The 15,861-nt window shown below is 71.7% G+C and carries 15 protein-coding genes; 4 read left to right on the top strand and 11 right to left on the bottom strand.

The window, feature by feature from the left end:
- The first annotated feature begins 115 nt into the window (after positions 1-115).
- Positions 116-577, top strand: a complete 462-nt coding sequence (locus tag IE140_RS03330; protein WP_093444327.1) for a MarR family winged helix-turn-helix transcriptional regulator — start codon at positions 116-118, stop codon at positions 575-577.
- A 43-nt stretch (positions 578-620) separates the two neighbouring features.
- Here the strand turns inward: IE140_RS03330 and leuE are convergent, their stop codons facing one another.
- Entirely contained in the window at positions 621-1,307 is a 687-nt protein-coding gene (gene leuE, locus IE140_RS03335) for a leucine efflux protein LeuE (protein ID WP_093444326.1), read from the bottom strand.
- A gap of 252 nt (positions 1,308-1,559) precedes the next feature.
- Here leuE and IE140_RS03340 point away from each other — a divergent pair, with 252 nt between their 5' ends.
- Positions 1,560-2,561 carry a L,D-transpeptidase family protein gene (locus IE140_RS03340; RefSeq protein ID WP_189460044.1) on the top strand — a complete coding sequence of 334 codons (1,002 nt, stop codon included), beginning with the start codon at positions 1,560-1,562 and terminating at the stop codon, positions 2,559-2,561.
- A 212-nt stretch (positions 2,562-2,773) separates the two neighbouring features.
- On the opposite strand, the gene IE140_RS03345 is transcribed toward IE140_RS03340, so the two are convergent.
- From IE140_RS03345 to kdpF, 7 genes are all read right to left on the bottom strand, one after another.
- Positions 2,774-3,910 (bottom strand): hypothetical protein, encoded by a 1,137-nt coding sequence (locus IE140_RS03345; RefSeq protein ID WP_150195139.1) that lies wholly within the window; start codon positions 3,908-3,910, stop codon positions 2,774-2,776.
- Positions 3,910-4,677 (bottom strand): RNA polymerase sigma factor, encoded by a 768-nt coding sequence (locus IE140_RS03350; RefSeq protein WP_150195142.1) that lies wholly within the window; start codon positions 4,675-4,677, stop codon positions 3,910-3,912. Before IE140_RS03350 ends, IE140_RS03345 begins: the two co-directional genes overlap by 1 nt.
- A 679-nt stretch (positions 4,678-5,356) precedes the next feature.
- On the bottom strand, positions 5,357-6,100 hold the full coding sequence (locus IE140_RS03355; protein WP_229826674.1) for a potassium channel family protein: 744 nt from the start codon (positions 6,098-6,100) through the stop codon (positions 5,357-5,359).
- Between the two features lie 102 nt (positions 6,101-6,202).
- Positions 6,203-6,874: a potassium-transporting ATPase subunit C gene (locus IE140_RS03360; RefSeq protein WP_150195144.1), complete on the bottom strand. Its 672-nt coding sequence runs from the start codon at positions 6,872-6,874 to the stop codon at positions 6,203-6,205.
- Positions 6,875-6,880: 6 nt separating this feature from the next.
- Positions 6,881-8,989 carry a potassium-transporting ATPase subunit KdpB gene (gene kdpB, locus IE140_RS03365; RefSeq protein ID WP_150195146.1) on the bottom strand — a complete coding sequence of 703 codons (2,109 nt, stop codon included), beginning with the start codon at positions 8,987-8,989 and terminating at the stop codon, positions 6,881-6,883.
- A complete protein-coding gene (kdpA, locus tag IE140_RS03370; RefSeq protein ID WP_150195148.1) occupies positions 8,986-10,650 on the bottom strand; it encodes a potassium-transporting ATPase subunit KdpA in 1,665 nt (554 codons plus the stop codon). The genes kdpB and kdpA overlap by 4 nt, the downstream gene beginning before the upstream one ends.
- 8 nt (positions 10,651-10,658) lie before the next feature.
- A complete protein-coding gene (gene kdpF / locus IE140_RS03375; RefSeq protein WP_010058599.1) occupies positions 10,659-10,748 on the bottom strand; it encodes a K(+)-transporting ATPase subunit F in 90 nt (29 codons plus the stop codon).
- Positions 10,749-11,132: 384 nt separating this feature from the next.
- Between kdpF and IE140_RS03380 the strand changes: the two genes are divergently transcribed.
- Positions 11,133-11,351 (top strand): hypothetical protein, encoded by a 219-nt coding sequence (locus IE140_RS03380; protein ID WP_010058605.1) that lies wholly within the window; start codon positions 11,133-11,135, stop codon positions 11,349-11,351.
- A gap of 89 nt (positions 11,352-11,440) precedes the next feature.
- Here the strand turns inward: IE140_RS03380 and IE140_RS03385 are convergent, their stop codons facing one another.
- From IE140_RS03385 to IE140_RS03395, 3 genes are all read right to left on the bottom strand, one after another.
- Positions 11,441-12,019 (bottom strand): hypothetical protein, encoded by a 579-nt coding sequence (locus IE140_RS03385; protein WP_093443222.1) that lies wholly within the window; start codon positions 12,017-12,019, stop codon positions 11,441-11,443.
- Positions 12,020-12,085: 66 nt separating this feature from the next.
- The gene (locus IE140_RS03390) at positions 12,086-12,919 is read right to left on the bottom strand and encodes a DUF4328 domain-containing protein (RefSeq protein WP_150195150.1); all 834 of its coding nucleotides are present in this window, start codon (positions 12,917-12,919) and stop codon (positions 12,086-12,088) included.
- A gap of 158 nt (positions 12,920-13,077) precedes the next feature.
- Positions 13,078-14,688 (bottom strand): beta-N-acetylhexosaminidase, encoded by a 1,611-nt coding sequence (locus IE140_RS03395; RefSeq protein ID WP_150195152.1) that lies wholly within the window; start codon positions 14,686-14,688, stop codon positions 13,078-13,080.
- A gap of 448 nt (positions 14,689-15,136) precedes the next feature.
- Here IE140_RS03395 and IE140_RS03400 point away from each other — a divergent pair, with 448 nt between their 5' ends.
- On the top strand, positions 15,137-15,706 hold the full coding sequence (locus IE140_RS03400; RefSeq protein WP_150195154.1) for a 2-oxo-4-hydroxy-4-carboxy-5-ureidoimidazoline decarboxylase: 570 nt from the start codon (positions 15,137-15,139) through the stop codon (positions 15,704-15,706).
- The last annotated feature ends 155 nt before the right edge of the window (positions 15,707-15,861 follow it).

A 15,861-nucleotide genomic window follows, 5' to 3' on the forward strand; every position in this document is an offset into this window, starting at 1 on the left:
CACCCGCCACGACAGCGGGTGAACTCTGCGCGTCCGCCGGATGGCCGGGTACGCGCGCCGGAGTACGTCCCACGAGGCTTGACCTCAACTTCACTTGAGGTTCTATGTTCCAGGCATGGACTACTCACACGACGACGCAGGACTCGCCCTCCAGCCGATCGGCTACTGGAGCTGGGCCGCCCACGAGGCGACGGTCACCCACATCAGGTCGGCGCTGGCCGAGAACGGGCTCACGCAGCCGCCCTGGTGGGTGCTCAACCAACTGGACGGGGCGGACGAGGAGGGACGGGACCGGGCCGAGCTGATCACCATGCTCAGCGGCTACCTCGACACCGGGACCGACGGCATGGAGGAGGCCGTCGACGGCCTCCTCCGGCAGGGCCTGGCCACGGAGGACTCCGGGTCCCGGCTCCGGCTGACGCCCGAGGGGCGGGCGCTGCGCGAGAGGACGTACGCCCGGGTCGCCCGGGCGAGGGCGGAGATCCACGAGGGCATCGACGACGAGGAGTTCGTCGCCGCGCTCAAGGTGCTGCAGCGGATGATCCGCAACGTCGGGGGGAAGGCCTGGCACCAATGAGGCCTGGCACCAGTGAGAACGGCCGGGCGGGCCGTCCCCCGGACTAGACGCTGCTGAGCGAGAGCTTCGCGGCGAACCCGAGGAACAGGACCCCGGCCGCCGAAGTGGCCCCCGCCGACAGTCGCTTGCGGCGGCGGAAGACGGCGGCCAGCCGGGTGCCGCCGAAGATCAGCACCGAGAGGTAGGCGAAGCTGGCGAGCTGGAGCAGGGTGCCGAGCACCAGGAACGACAGCGCCGGGTAGGCGTAGCCGGGGTCGACGAACTGGACGAAGAAGGAGATCAGGAACAGGATCGCCTTCGGGTTGATCAGGCTGACCACGAGCGCCCGGCGGTAGGGCCGCTCCACGGGCCCCGCCGCCGCCCCGGAAGCCCCGGCCCTCTCCTCCGCCTCGACCGTCCCGACGAGTTCGGCGGTACGCCGGTGCCGCTCGCGCCACAGGGCCACGGCGGCCCGCAGCATCCCGATGGCCATCCAGGTCAGATAGGCAGCGCCCGCGTACTTGACGATCGCGAAGAGGAGAGGGGTGGTCGTCAGTAGGGACGCGGCGCCCAGTGCGGCGAGCGTCATCAGGACGGTGTCCCCGGTCCAGACGCCCGCGGCGGCTTTGTACCCGGTGCGTACGCCGCGCCGGGCGGCGACGGAGAGCACGTAGAGCGAGTTCGGACCCGGCAGAAGGACGATCAGCGCCAGGCCGGCGAGATAGGTCGGAAGATCGGTGACACCCAGCATGAACGGAGTGTCGCACGCCGGTACGGGTCGCCGTCCAGGGGGTTTCACCTGGCGGTATGGACCCTCGGGCGGTGCGCGGACGAGGGCCGGTCCCGACGGCCCGGACCCGGCCATGATCGGCCGGGGGTGACCTCGGGGGTCTGGACGCGCGGCCGCCGTCCGGCGGAGGATTCGCTGACCGGGCCGGACGGGAATCCGTACGGCATCCGTACAGGAGGCACCGGGCCGACAGGTGACCCAGGGGGATCGAACATGGTGGACACGGACAGCGGGTGGGACGGCCGGGGCGGGAGAGGCTCGCGCGTGACGAGGAACACGGGCGGAGCGCGTCCGGCCGAACCGATACCGGGCCGTCGGGTCGCCGCCGTGTCCCTCGTCGCGCTGGCCGCCCTCGCGACGGGGTGCGAACCGGGCGCCGCGACGGGGGCGCAGGAGGCGCCGCCGTCGGCGCGGCCCACGCAGGCCTCGGCCCCCTCCCCCGCCCGCACCGCTCCCGTGACCGGGGACGCGAAACCGCGCACCGCGCCACCGCCCAGCCCGTCGGCGTCCACCGCCGCACCGGCCCCGACCCCGGACGTGACGACCGCCCGGCCCGCCCCGGAACCGAGCACCGCACCGCCGCCGCGCGTCCTGATGCGGACCGGGTCCGAGAGCGACCGGGTGCGTGAACTCCAGGCCCGGCTCCGCCAGATCGGCCACTTCGGGCGCAACCCCACCGGCTACTACGGCTCCGTCACCGCCGACTCCGTGCGGTCCTTCCAGGCCAAACGGAGCCTGCCGGTCACCGGCTCCACCGACGAGGTGACCTGGCAGCGGCTGCTGGCGATGACCCGGGTGCCGACGGCCGCCGAACTGCGCCCGCCGACCGAGCGGCCGGTGGCCGCGCCGGACGAACGGTGCCTGAAGGGCCGGGTCCTGTGCATCAGCAAGAACAGCCGGACCCTGGCGTGGATGATCGACGGCAAGGTCGTCTCGGCGATGGACGTGCGTTTCGGCTCCGAGTACACGCCCACCCGCGAGGGGGTGTTCGAGGTGTTCTGGAAGTCCCGGGACCATGTGTCGACGCTCTACGACACCCCGATGCCGTACGCCCTGTTCTTCAGCGGCGGCCAGGCGGTGCACTACTCGGCCGACTTCGCGGCCAACGGCTACGGCGGCGCCTCGCACGGCTGCGTCAACGTGCGGGACAAGAAGAAGGTCGCGGCGCTGTTCGACCAGGTGAGGACCGGCGACAAGGTCGTCGTCTACTGGTGACCGGCTGCTCGGCCGGTACGGACGGAGAGAGGGCGCGGGCGGGACCGGGGGAACGTGTCCCGCCCGCGCCGATGCGCTGAGCCGAAGGTACGGGGGGAACCCCGGCTCGTCGCGCGGCCGATGACCAGTCGGCCCACTCTGTACTGCGCCCGGCCTCCGAAAAACGTCACACCTGGTCGCACGGACGGTCGGCCGAGCCCCGAAAGGGCAGGTCAGCGGGTCAGTACGGTGGCCGCACCACTGCTCATGGGGAGGGGCGGAACCTCGGCGTCCGCCCCGGCGCCGGCAGCGTCCTCCGGGGCCGCTGCGGCGCGCGGTACGGGGTGGAAGGAGACGGGCGGCAGCGAGCCGCCGTCCCCCGGTCCGTTCTGACCGCCGTCGTCGTCATCGTCGTCGCCGTCCCCGCCACCGGAGCCGCCGCTTCCACCGTTCCCACCGCCGCCGTTCCCGCCGAGGAGGCGGTCGCAGAAGCGCTCCAGGTTCTTCTCGCCCTTGGCGAACTCGATCAGCTGGCGGCGGCTCCGGTCGTCCAGCGTGCCCGCGCGGAAGGCCTTGCAGGCCTTGACGGACTTCTCGTACCAGTTGCCCGAGTCCGTGTCGCCGCCGGAACCACCGGGGCGGTCGTCCTGCCCGGTGCCGCCGCCGGTTGTCTCCTCCCGGCCGTCGTCGCCCGGCTGGTCCGGGGTGTCCGGGGTGTCCGTGCCCGACCCCCGGCCGGTGCCGCCGGTCCGCGCGCCGTCGGGCTCCTCGGGGCCGCCGGACTCGCGGGCCGTGGGCGAGGAGGAGGTATCCGGCTCGGCGGGCGAGGACGGGTCCGCCGGGGCCGACGGGTCGTCGACGGAGTCGCTGGAGATCAGCGGGCCCGGGGTCACGGCGGCCGATACGGAGCTGGCCGGCGTGGGCGAGCCCTGCCCGCCGAAGGTTCCGGTGAACACGCCCGTACCGGCGGCGACCGCGACCCCGCCGAGCGCACAGCCGGCGAGCGAGGCGACCAGGCCGAAGCGGACCGGTCGGCTCCAGCGCGGGCGGCGGGCCGGGGCGGCGGGGGCGGAGCCGAGGTGGATGGTGTGCAGCCGGCCGGGGCTGCCGGGGACTGCGGCACCGGCGGCGCGGCCGGCGAGCCGGTCCGCACCGCTGCCGTAGCCGGCCTGCCGGAACGCGGCGAGGACGGCGTCCTCGCCGGGGAGTTCGCCTGCCGGGGCCCGCAGCCCCGCGCGCGCCGCGCCGAGCGCTTCGGCGAGGCGGAAGGCATCGGTCCGGGCATCGTCGCCGACGGGGACGACCGGTTCGCCGCGGAGAAGTCTCTCCGCCGCGTCCTTGTCAAGCCACTCGTAGTGCTCGTCGGCCATCACATGTCCTTCTGCGTCCACGGTCGCGAATGCGTCACACCGGGAGTGACCACGGCGGGTGCCGCCGGACCGCCTCGGCCGGGCCGCTGGGAGGGCACGGCCCCGAGCCCGGTGCCGCCGCCGGCGTCGCTCCCGTCGTCCTGGGCCGGGGGCCGCTCCGCGGTGCCGTCCGGGTCGAACGCCCCGTCGCCGTCGGCCCGGGACGCCGGGAGCTGCGCGTCGGCGCCGAGGAGTTCGGCCAGCCGCTTGAGGCCGCGGTGGGCGGCGGTACGCACGGCTCCGGGCCGCTTGCCCAGGGTCTGCGCCGCGCTCTTCGCGTCGAGCCCGACGACGACCCGCAGGACGACGGCCTCGGCCTGGTCCTGCGGCAGCTGGGCGATGAGGGACATGGTGCGGTCGGTGTCCAGGGCCTCGATCGCGTCGCCCGCGGTGTCGGAATCGGCCGCGCGCGTGGTCAGCTCGGTCTCGTCGCCGCCGATAGCGGGACGGCGGCTGCGCATCCGCAGATGGTCCAGAGAACGGTTGCGCGCGATCCGCGCGGCCCAGCCCCGGAACCGGTCGGCGTCACCACTGAACCGGTCGAGGTCGCGCGCTATCTGCAGCCACGCCTCGGACGCCACGTCCTCGGCGTCCGGCTCTCCGACCAGCGTCCGTATGTAGCCCAACAACCGTGGGTGCACCGCGCGGTACACAGCACGGAAGGCGTCCTCGTCCCCGTCCTGTGCCGCGAGCACCGCGGCAGTCAGCTCCGCGTCGTCCCCCAGCACTCCCTCAACCCGCCCTGCCGTCCTGAATCGCAGCTGGTCAACTGCTGCGCAACCCTGCGCGAACCAGCACGCTACGTGAGCGGTGGGGGCCACGTCCATGACTTGTACAACTCGCAACAATTCGACGGCCGCGCTTCCGGTGTGACAGAAAACGCAGTCATGGCGCTGAGATGAGTACGGGGTCGTGCTGCGACCCCGTGGAAGACGGCCGGGGCCTCTCCTGTGGGGGGTGGCGGCCCCGGTCGTCGCTCCTCCTCAGCTGCGCCCTGAACAGGGCCGGCCCCTGCGCACGGCCCCCCGCGCGGCCGACGGTGTGACCGACACCGCACGGATTCCGCCCGGCCGGCCGGACCTCCCCGGACTGCTCCGCGGGCCTCACGGCCTTCGTCGGATCCGCAGCCTCCCCGTTTCGGCGCGGCCCGCAGTGCGCTACGCCCTGCCGGTGGGTGTCAACGGCCCATGTGGCCCATTCGCCGCGCCCCGTCGAACGGCTCGGGAGCGGCCCGCGCGCTAACGTGCCGTCAGTTTGGAGCAATGAGCCACGAGGAGACTTGAGGACCGCATATGACAGAGCAGCCACGCGAGCAGCGGGCCACCCGGGCGGGCTTTCTGTTCGCCGCGATCGGTTCGGCCGTCGGGGGGTCCAGGACGCTGTACGTCCATGTACGGGGCCTGAAGCCTACGGACGGCGGACGGACCCGATCGTGCCCGGTACGAGCATCGCGGCCCGATGGGGACACCGTCGGGAAGTCAGGGCCTCAAGGAGCGCTGTCTGCCTCATCTCCTCGGCGTTGTCCCGCTCGAAGCGGGAGATGAACCACGCGGCGATGTTCGCCGTCACGACACCGAGCAGAGCGATGCCGGAGAGCATCAGCCCCACGGCGAGCAGCCGACCGAGCCCGGTCGTCGGAGCGAGGTCCCCGTACCCCACCGTCGTCATGGTGGTGAAGGACCACCACACCGCGTCTCCGATCGTGCGGATGTTGCCGTCCGGCGCGTCCCGTTCCACCTGGAGCACCGCGAGGGACCCGAACATCAGGAGGCCCACGACGGCGCCGGCGACGTAGACGGTCAGCGTGATCTGGGGAGCGTTGCGGGCCCGGCGGCCCAGCAGCAGCAGCGTCGAGACCAGCCGCAGCAGCCGCAGCGGCTGGATGAGCGGCAGGGCGACGGCCAGCAGGTCCAGTGGATGGCGGCGGACGAAGGCCCACCTGTCCGGCGTGAGCAGCAATCGCGTCGCGTAGTCTCCGGCGAAGGCCGCCCACACCGCCCACTCCACGGCCCGGCAGGCCGTGTGGATCCACGCAGGCGCGTCCGGGGCGAGGACGGGAACCGCGTAGGCGAGGGCGAAGCACGCGGCGAGGAGCAGCAGCGGGGTCCGTGTGCGCTGGTCCCATTCGTCCACTTTGATTCGATACTTCATCCGGGCATCGTAGGAGCCGGGGACGAGGCGGGGCGGGGTGGTGTCAGGCCGGCGGCCGGGGTCCGTCGCGCGTGCGTCGTCCCCGGCGCCCCGGAGAGACCCTCACTTCCCGGTCAGATCCCTGAGCGCCGTGTTCAGTTCGAGGACGTTCACCCGGGGCTCGCCCATGAAGCCGAGCAGGCGGCCGGTGGTGTGGTCCTTGACGAGGTCCTCGACCTTCTTCACGTCGAGGCCGTTCTTCTCGGCGACCCGGTGGACCTGGAGTCCGGCGTACGCCGGTGAGATGTGCGGGTCCAGGCCCGAGGCGGAGGACGTGACCGCGTCCGGCGGGATGTCGGTGGGGTTCACCCGGTACGTGGCGGTCGAGTTGTCCTTCACCACGGCGGCCTTGGCGTCCTTCACCCACCGGATCAGTTCCTCGTTGTCGCCGGAGCGGTTGGTGGCGCCGGAGACGAGCAGGGAGGGCTGGGTGTTGACGCTGTTGGTGCCGAGGCCGTTGGAGGGGCGGGGCTGGAACCACTTCAGGTCCGGGGCGGGTGACTCCTCCCCCTCCTTCAGCGGGAGGTCGTAGCGCTGGCCGATCAGGGAAGAGCCCACGACCCGCCCGTTCGCGTCCTTGATCTCGGAGCCGTTGGCCCGGTCGCTGAACAGGGCCTGGGCGGCGCCGGTGACGGCCAGGGGGTAGAGGACCCCGCAGACCAGCGTGAGGACGAGCAGGGCGCGCAGGCCCGCGCCGAGCACGCGCCCGGTGCTGCTGACGGTGTTGTTGGTCATGGTGGATCAGCCGATTCCGGGGATGAGGGTCAGGAGCAGGTCGATGAGCTTGATGCCGATGAACGGGGCGACGAGGCCGCCGAGTCCGTACAGGCCGAGGTTGCGGCGCAGCATCCGGTCGGCGCTCGCGGGGCGGTAGCGCACGCCCTTGAGGGCGAGCGGTACCAGCGCGACGATGATCAGCGCGTTGAAGATGACGGCGGAGAGGATCGCGGACTCGGGCGAGGCCAGGCCCATGATGTTCAGCTTGTCCAGCGACGGGTACGCCACGGCGAACATGGCGGGGATGATCGCGAAGTACTTCGCGACGTCGTTGGCGATGGAGAAGGTCGTGAGGGCTCCTCGGGTGATGAGGAGCTGTTTGCCGATCTCGACGATCTCGATGAGTTTGGTGGGGTTGGAGTCGAGGTCCACCATGTTCCCGGCCTCCTTGGCGGCCGAGGTTCCGGTGTTCATCGCGACGCCGACGTCGGCCTGGGCCAGGGCGGGGGCGTCGTTGGTGCCGTCGCCGGTCATCGCGACGAGCTTGCCGCCGGCCTGTTCCCGCTTGATGAGGGCCATCTTGTCCTCGGGGGTCGCCTCGGCCAGGAAGTCGTCGACCCCGGCCTCCTCGGCGATCGCCTTCGCCGTCAGCGGGTTGTCGCCCGTGATCATGACCGTACGGATGCCCATCCGGCGCAGTTCCCCGAACCGCTCCCGCATGCCCTCCTTCACCACGTCCTTGAGGTGGATCACCCCGAGGACCCGGGCGCCCTCGGCGTCCTCCACGGCCACCAGCAGCGGTGTGCCTCCGGCCTGGGCGATCTCGTCCGTGAGCGCCGCCGCGTCCCCGGGGGCCCGGCCGCCCCGGTCCTTCACCCAGGCGAGGACGGACCCGGTCGCGCCCTTGCGGACCTTGCGGCCGTCCAGGTCGACGCCCGACATCCGGGTCTGCGCGGTGAACTCCACCCACGCGGCACCCGTCAGCTCGCCCTGGTTCCGTTCCCGCAGCCCGTACGTCTCCTTGGCGAGCACCACGATCGACCGGCCTTCCGGGGTCTCGTCGGCGAGCGAGGAGAGCTGGGCGGCATCGGCGAGGTCCGCTTCCGTCACGCCCTCGACCGGGACGAACGCGGCCGCCTGGCGGTTGCCGAGGGTGATGGTGCCGGTCTTGTCGAGGAGCAGGGTGGAGACGTCGCCCGCCGCCTCGACCGCGCGGCCCGACATGGCCAGGACGTTGCGCTGGACCAGCCGGTCCATCCCGGCGATCCCGATCGCGGACAGCAGCGCCCCGATCGTGGTGGGTATCAGGCAGACCAACAGGGCGGTGAGGACGATCAGCGAGGTCTGGTCGTCGGCGCCCGCGTAGATCGCGAACGGCTTCAGGGTGACCACGGCCAGCAGGAAGACGATCGTGAGGGACGCCAGCAGGATGTTCAGGGCGATCTCGTTGGGCGTCTTCTGCCGGGCGGCGCCCTCGACCAGGTTGATCATCCGGTCGATGAAGGTCTCGCCGGGTCTGGTGGTGATCCTGATGACGACGCGGTCGGACAGCACCTTCGTACCGCCGGTGACGGCCGAGCGGTCGCCGCCGGACTCCCGGATGACCGGAGCCGATTCGCCGGTGATCGCGGACTCGTCCACGGAGGCGACGCCTTCGACCACGTCCCCGTCGCCGGGGATGACGTCACCGGCCTCGCAGACCACCAGGTCTCCGATGCGCAGGTCCGTACCCGCGACGCGTTCCTCGTTGGGGCCGATGATCCGGCGGGCGACGGTGTCGGTCCTGGCCCGGCGCAACGTGTCGGCCTGTGCTTTGCCACGCCCCTCGGCGACCGCCTCGGCGAGGTTGGCGAAGACCGTGGTCAGCCAGAGCCAGCCGGTGATCGCCCAGCCGAACCAGTCGGTCGGGTCGGCGAGCGCGAGGACCGTGGTGACCACCGAGCCGACCAGCACGACGAACATCACCGGGGACTTGACCATCACGCGCGGATCGAGCTTGCGGAGCGCGTCCGGGAACGACTCCAGCAGTTGCCGGGGGTCGAAAAGACCACTGCCGACCCGGTCGGCGGTCCCGTGGCCGTCGGCCGTCGGAACGGCTTCGTGCGAGGTTCTGGTGGGGGTGACGGTGCTCATGAGGCGAGCCCTTCGGCGAGCGGACCCAGCGCCAGGGCCGGGAAGTAGGTGAGTCCGGTGATGATGAGGATCGTGCCGACGAGCAGCCCCGCGTAGAGGGGTTTGTCGGTGCGCAGCGTGCCCGCGGTCTCGGGTACGGGCTTCTGCTCGGCGAGTGAGCCCGCCAGGGCGAGGACGAACACCATCGGTACGAACCGGCCGAGCAGCATCGCGATGCCGATGGTCGTGTTGAACCACTGGGTGTCGGCGCCCAGCCCGGCGAAGGCGGAGCCGTTGTTGTTGGCGCCGGAGGTGTAGGCGTACAGGATCTCGGAGAAGCCGTGCGCGCCGGAGTTCGTCATCGAGTCGGCGGGGGTCGGCAGGGCCATGGCGACCGCGGTGAAGCCGAGCACGAGCACCGGGGTCACGAGGATGTAGCAGGCGGCGAGCTTGATCTGGCGGGTGCCGATCTTCTTGCCGAGGTACTCCGGGGTGCGGCCGACCATCAGACCGGCGATGAACACCGCGATGACCGCCATGATCAGCATGCCGTAGAGGCCGGAGCCGACACCGCCGGGAGCGATCTCGCCGAGCTGCATGCCGAGCAGGGTGATGCCGCCGCCGAAGCCGGTGTACGAGGAGTGGAAGGAGTTCACCGCGCCGGTCGAGGTCAGCGTCGTGGCGACGGCGAAGATCGACGATCCGGCGATCCCGAAGCGGGTCTCCTTGCCCTCCATGGCCCCGCCGGCGATCTCGAACGCCGGGCCCCGGTGGGCGAACTCGGTCCACATCATCAGGGCGGTGAAGCCGATCCAGATGACGGCCATCGCGCCGAGGATCGCGTACCCCTGCTTCAGGGAGCCGACCATCCGGCCGAAGGTCCGCGTCAGTGCGAAGGGGATCAGCAGGATGAGGAAGATCTCGAAGAGGTTGGAGAGGGGGTTCGGGTTCTCGAAGGGGTGGGCGGAGTTGGCGTTGAAGTAGCCGCCTCCGTTGGTGCCCAGCTCCTTGATGGCCTCCTGGGAGGCGACCGCGCCGCCGTTCCACTCCTGCGTGCCGCCCATGAACTGGCCGACCTGGTGGATGCCCGAGAAGTTCTGGATCGCCCCGCAGGCGACCAGGACGAGCGCGCCGATCACCGAGATCGGGAGCAGGATGCGGACGGTGCCGCGCACGAGGTCGGCCCAGAAGTTGCCGAGTTCACCGGTACGGGAGCGGGCGAAGCCCCGTACGAGGGCCACCGCCACGGCCATGCCGACCGCCGCGGACAGGAAGTTCTGCACCGCGAGGCCGCCGGTCTGCACGACGTGGCCCATGGCCTGTTCGCCGGAGTACGACTGCCAGTTGGTGTTGGCGACGAAGGAAGCGGCGGTGTTGAACGCCTGGTCCGGGTCGATCGAGGAAAAGCCGAGCGATCCGGGCAGCGAACCCTGCATCCGTTGCAGCAGATAGAGGAAGAGGACGCTCACCGCCGAAAAGGCGAGGACTCCGCGCAGATAGGCGGGCCAGCGCATTTCGGCGGCCGGGTTGGCGCCGATGACCTTGTATATCCACTTCTCCGGTGCGTAGTGCTTCTCGGAGGAGTAGACCTTGGCCATGTGGTCGCCCAGCGGGCGGTAGGCCAGGGCGAGGGCGACTATCAGTGCTGTGAGCTGGAGAAGTCCAGCTGCCTGGGGACTCATGTCGGTGCTCAGAACCTCTCCGGATACAGGAGAGCCAGAACGAGATATCCGAGCAGGGACACGGCCACGACGAGCCCGACGATGTTTTCGGCGGTCATGGTCTGGTCACCGCCCGGGCGATGAGAGCCACCAGCGCGAATACCGCGATCGTGGTGGCGACGAAGGCCAGGTCGGCCATCGTGAACTCCTGAGGATGCGAGGAAACGGATCAGCCGTTCGGCCGATACGAGCAAACCTCGGCTCCACCCCGGGGATAAGCCGCCTTGACGGGGTCCATATGAATGCGACGCCCCCCTTGACGGCTGCCTGACGTCCGCTTGACGCGCCCCTGACGCCGCCGGGTGGACGGTCGGGGCGGGGCGGCGGTGACCCGGTGTCTTTCGGACTTTCGCAGGTGTTTTCCCGACGGTGCCCGGCAGGCGGCGCTCCTCCCCTCCTAAGCTCTACACGCCTGTAGATCTACTGGGAAAAGGGGAACGCGCGTGGCTTCGATCGACCTGGACAAGGTGCTGGACAAGGCGTGGGCGGACAAGAGCGTGCCCGAGGTGCTGGCGGCGCCGGTGTCCGCCCTCAAGGGTGTCTCGGACCGTCAGGGTGACCTGCTCAAGGAGGCGTTCGGCGTGGTGACCGTCGCCGATCTCGCCGCACTGAAGTACGTCGGGTGGGCGCAGGCCCTGGCGGCGCTGGACGCGGCGAAGTAGCGCCCGGTCGGTGCGTACGGGGGTCGTGGACGGGCTCGTCCGCGACCCCCGTACCGGGGCGGGAGACCTGCTGCCGTCGGGCCCGGCCCTCAGCTCCGTCCGCGCGCCCGCCGCGACATCACCGCGCGCAGCACCCGGCGGCCCTCCGTGGACAGGTCCAGCGCCTTGCGGAGGCCGGCCCCGCTGCCCGCCGTGCCGGTGGTCTCCGCGAGGATCTCCAGGATCCGGACCTGCCGCTCCAGCTCCCCCGCGACCAGCGGGCCCACGGCGGCGGGTTCACCGCTGCGGGCCGCCTTGAGCAGGTCCTCCTCGTCCGCCGGCACGTCCCCGTCCGGGGCGTCGAACCGGCCGTGGACCCTGAGCGCGACCAGCGAGCAGGCGTCGGCCCACTCCCGCAGCGGCGCGGCGGCGAAGTCGGAGGGGGCCGCACCGAGCATGGCCCGGACGAGCGCGGCCGGGCCGTCGGAGACCGACGCCTGCTCCATCTCCGTACGCACCGCCGCCAGACGGATGGCCCATTCCTGCCCGTTCTCGCAGCTCGCCCAGAGCGGGCGCAAGGGCTCCGCCTCCGGCCCCGCGAGCAGCGGCAGACAGCGTTCCAGGCAGGCCACGGCACCGGCGGCCAGCGCGCGCTCGTCGGCCCGTCCGATCAGTTCCAGCAGACTCATCGACGTCTCCCTCGGTCTACCGGATACTGCGCCGAATGGCCGAAAATCGTCACTTTGGCGCGGGTGTCACCTGTGGGCTCCCGGGGCCGGACCCGCCGCCGGGACGCCGGGCGCCCTCCCGTGCAGGGCCCGTTCGACCTGCATCCCGGTCACGGCGCGTACGTAGAGGATGGCGAGGACTGCGGCGACGATGTCCACCGCGTCGGAGGCCGCCACCAGGCCCCCGGCCTGCACGATCCCCTCCGGGTCCTCCGCCCGGTCCCACATGCGCTCGGCGACCCGGGTGAAGAGGAGACTCGCGACCCACGCGCCCCACCACAGGTTGAGCGGGGTCCGGGGAACCGTGCGCCATCCCCCGTCCGGGCGGGTCTGCGCACTCGCCTCCCACACCCCGCTCGCGACGCGGTAGGGGAACCAGAAGTTGGCGATCGGAACGAACCAGCCGCCCACCGCCCAGCCCGGGCCCATGCGCTGCACGGAGGGGTCGAACACCTCGGCGTTCCGGCGGGTCCGGTGGAACCAGATGATGAAGACGACGCCGGTGGCCAGCAGCGTCACGCCCTGGGCGAGGGCCGCGATGCCGTACAGCCGCTCGGCCGTGTCGCCGTCCCTGCCGTAGATGTCCAGGGAGCCGTCCGTCACCAGCCCCTGCCAGAGGGCGCGCAGCCGCAGCCCGGTGCCGATGGCGAACAGGTCGGCGGCGATCACCAGGCCGAGCAGCGCCGTCACCGCCCGGGCGAGACCGACGGGCGAACGCGGCCAGGCGGCGACCCCCCAGCCCCCGGGACCGGCGACCGGGGCCATCAGCCCGTCCGGCAGCGGGGGCCGGGTGCCCGAGCAGAAGGTGCACAGGCCGTCGTCGGTGACGGCCGTTCTGATACGGCAACGGGTACAGAGCATGGAGAAGTCCCCCCGGGACGCGGTGTGGTGCACGGCCGCGCGTCCCTCCCCAGGAGCGCGCGGCCGACGCTGCGCAGGCCGGCGGCTGCCGGGCTGTCCGTCCCGCATCTTCGCAGGTGGGGGCGGGGAGAGACAGCCCTTTCAGCGGCGGCCCGCCCTCACCCCGCGCTGCCGGTCCGCTTCGCCAGTTCCTGGAACTGCGCCCAGCTGAGCGCGGGCTTCCTCGGGTCCCACAGCTTCTGCGAGGTCGCCACGAGCGGCATCCTGATGCCGTCGGCCACCTGCTCGGTGGTCTGCGCGTTCGGCAGGTCGCCCCAGACGGCGAACCGGCCGCCGAGGATCTGCTTCGAGTAGCGCTCGGCCACGGGTTCGGTGCCGCGCAGGACCAGCGGGGTCCACTGCTCGTAGATCCGCTCGCCGGTCGGGTAGACGAACTCGTTGGGCTCGCCGAGCACGTAGTAGAGGAACTCGTCGTTGAGGTTCAGCATCTTGTAGCCCTCGGCGAGGTACTCCTGCGGCGGGCGGGCGCCGATCTCCTTGCCGGTCCAGTACTCGATCTCGATGTTCTCGTCGGCCTTGACCTTCGTGCCCCGGAAGAGCCCGTCGTTCCAGGCCTTCGCGGTCCGGCCCTTGGGGACGACGACGTCCGCGCGGTCGTTCAGCCAGCTGGTGGCCAGGTCCTCGATGGTGGCGTCCGCGCCGTGCCGCTCCTCGGCGGCCCGCTGGAGCTGGGGGTAGGAGGCGGCGGGGTTCTGGACGGTCAGCGCCTGGTACTCGTCCGCGCCGAGGTGCCAGAAGCGGCCCGGGAACAGCTCGGTGTACTCCTCCAGGAGCTCGTCGATGAGCTTGGCCGCGGCCGGCTTGGAGATGTCGATGGAGCCCTTGGACTCGACGCCCGCGGTGTTGCGCAGCTGGAGGTCGGGGTGGGCGGCCAGCACCGCGCCGAGGTGTCCGGGCGAGTCGATCTCGGGGACGACCTCGATGTGCCGGCTGTTGGCGAGGCCGACGATGCGGCGGACCTCGTCCTGGGTGAGGGCCTGGTCGGAGACCACCTCGGGGTGGGACTTCGACTCGATCCGGAAGGCCTGGTCGTCGGAGAAGTGCAGGCCGAGCTGGTTGAGCTTGAGGTCGCCCATCTCGCGTATGCGGTCCTCTATCCACCCCGCGCTGTAGTGCTTGCGCGCGATGTCGAGGTTCAGCCCGCGCTGCGGCCGGTCCGGCCGGTCGTTGACGACGCCCTCGGGGAACGTGCCGTCCGCCTTGAGCGACTGCTTGAGCGTGCGGGTGCCGTAGAAGACGCCCGACTCGTCGGGGCCGGTGATCTTCACCTTCCGGTCGCGCACGGTGAGCGTGTACGACTCGGCGGGGCCCGCGTCCTTGGCGCCGAGCGCCAGCTCGACGTCGCCCGTACGGGCCGGCTCGGCGCCCCGGTAGCGGATCTTCAGCTCCTTGGCGAGCAGCTCCGCCTCGTCGGCGAGCACCTGGCTGCCCTTGGCGATGACGACGGTGCTGTCCTCGCCCGGCTGCCAGCCGGGCCCCCGGGCCGCGGTGTGCTCGCGCACCGCGGGGATCGCGCTCGGGGTGCTGGACATCGGATAGCTGCGGGAGGGCGACGGGGCGGCGGCCTCGGCGGAGGTTCCGGAGGGCGACGCCGTGTCACCGGACGGTCCGCTGCCGGATCCGTCCGGCCAGACGACGACGGTGAGGACGACGGCGGCTGCGGCCGTGACAGCCGCGCCGGTGACAAGGGCACCACGCGTGGGCGACATCGGGCGGATTCCTCCGTTGAGGGGTCAAGGGCAAGTGAAACGAGTGAATAGGGTGCAAGGCTGGCATTTTTGCCGCGGCCTCGCCCATCGAGGACGGCGGGCGACCGGACGGACCCCCGGCCGACGCAGGTCAGACGTCCATCACACGTTCCGAAACTCTCCCGTTCGGGTGATTCTTCTGCGGTCCGCCGGACGGCCGCCGACCGGTCTCGTTAGCGTTGCGGCACATTCGTCTCCCTCTTCACTCCCACCCCGCGCAACCTCCTTGCGCTCCCGCCTGTCTTTCAGGGACGGAAGACCTTCGCGTACCCCTGCGGGCCCTTCGCGGGATCGCAGGGACCCACCGGGTCACAGCTGTCATTGATACGAGGAGTCCACGCTGTCCAGGTCCAGCGAGTCCCCCGCCGGCCTGCCGAAGCGATCCGCGCCCCCAGCCGGCCGGTCGGCCGTGCCCGTGCAGCCGCGCCAACCGGCCCCGGCCGATGCGCCGGTCCCGGCCGATGCCCCCGCGCCGCCCGCCGACGGGGCGGCGGTCGATCATGCCGTCGGCCTGGCCCACTTCAACAGCCTCCCCTTCTCCGCCGCCGAGGCCGCCTTCCTGGAGTGCTGCGGCAGTCTCCGCTGGGCCCACCGGATGGCCGCCCACCGCCCCTACCCGGATCTCGGCGCTCTACTGGCCGCATCCGATGAGGCGGGCTACGACCTCTCGCCGAGCGACATCGCCGAGGCCCTGGCCGCGGAACCCGCGCCCTGCCTGCACCACGACGCGCCCCGCGCCGCCCACCTGGCGCTGCGGGCCGCGCACGCGGCGTACGAGAGCAGGTTCGGCCACACCTTCGTGATCTGCCTGGACGCCTACGGGCCCGGCCAGCACGTGGACCAGGTGCTGGCCGGGATCCGGGTCCGGATGGAGCACGAGGTGGACGAGGAGCGGGCGGTGACCGCCGAGGAGCTGCGCCGACTCGCCCGGAGCCGGATCGTCGAGCTGATGACCGCGGGCCCCGGGCAGGAGGGGTGAGCGGCTCCCTCCGGGGCCTGACCGAGAAGGTGCGCTCTAGCCCGTACGTGCCCCTTTGATTGCCACTTTGATCACACCAGAGGCCCCGGCGCGAACGAACCGACAAAGCGTCGCTACGATGGCCGGGGCCGGTGGACCGTACCCGGCCGGGTCAG

The organism is Streptomyces parvus, assembly GCF_014648875.1.
In the GTDB taxonomy this organism is placed as follows: Bacteria; Actinomycetota; Actinomycetes; order Streptomycetales; family Streptomycetaceae; genus Streptomyces; species Streptomyces parvus.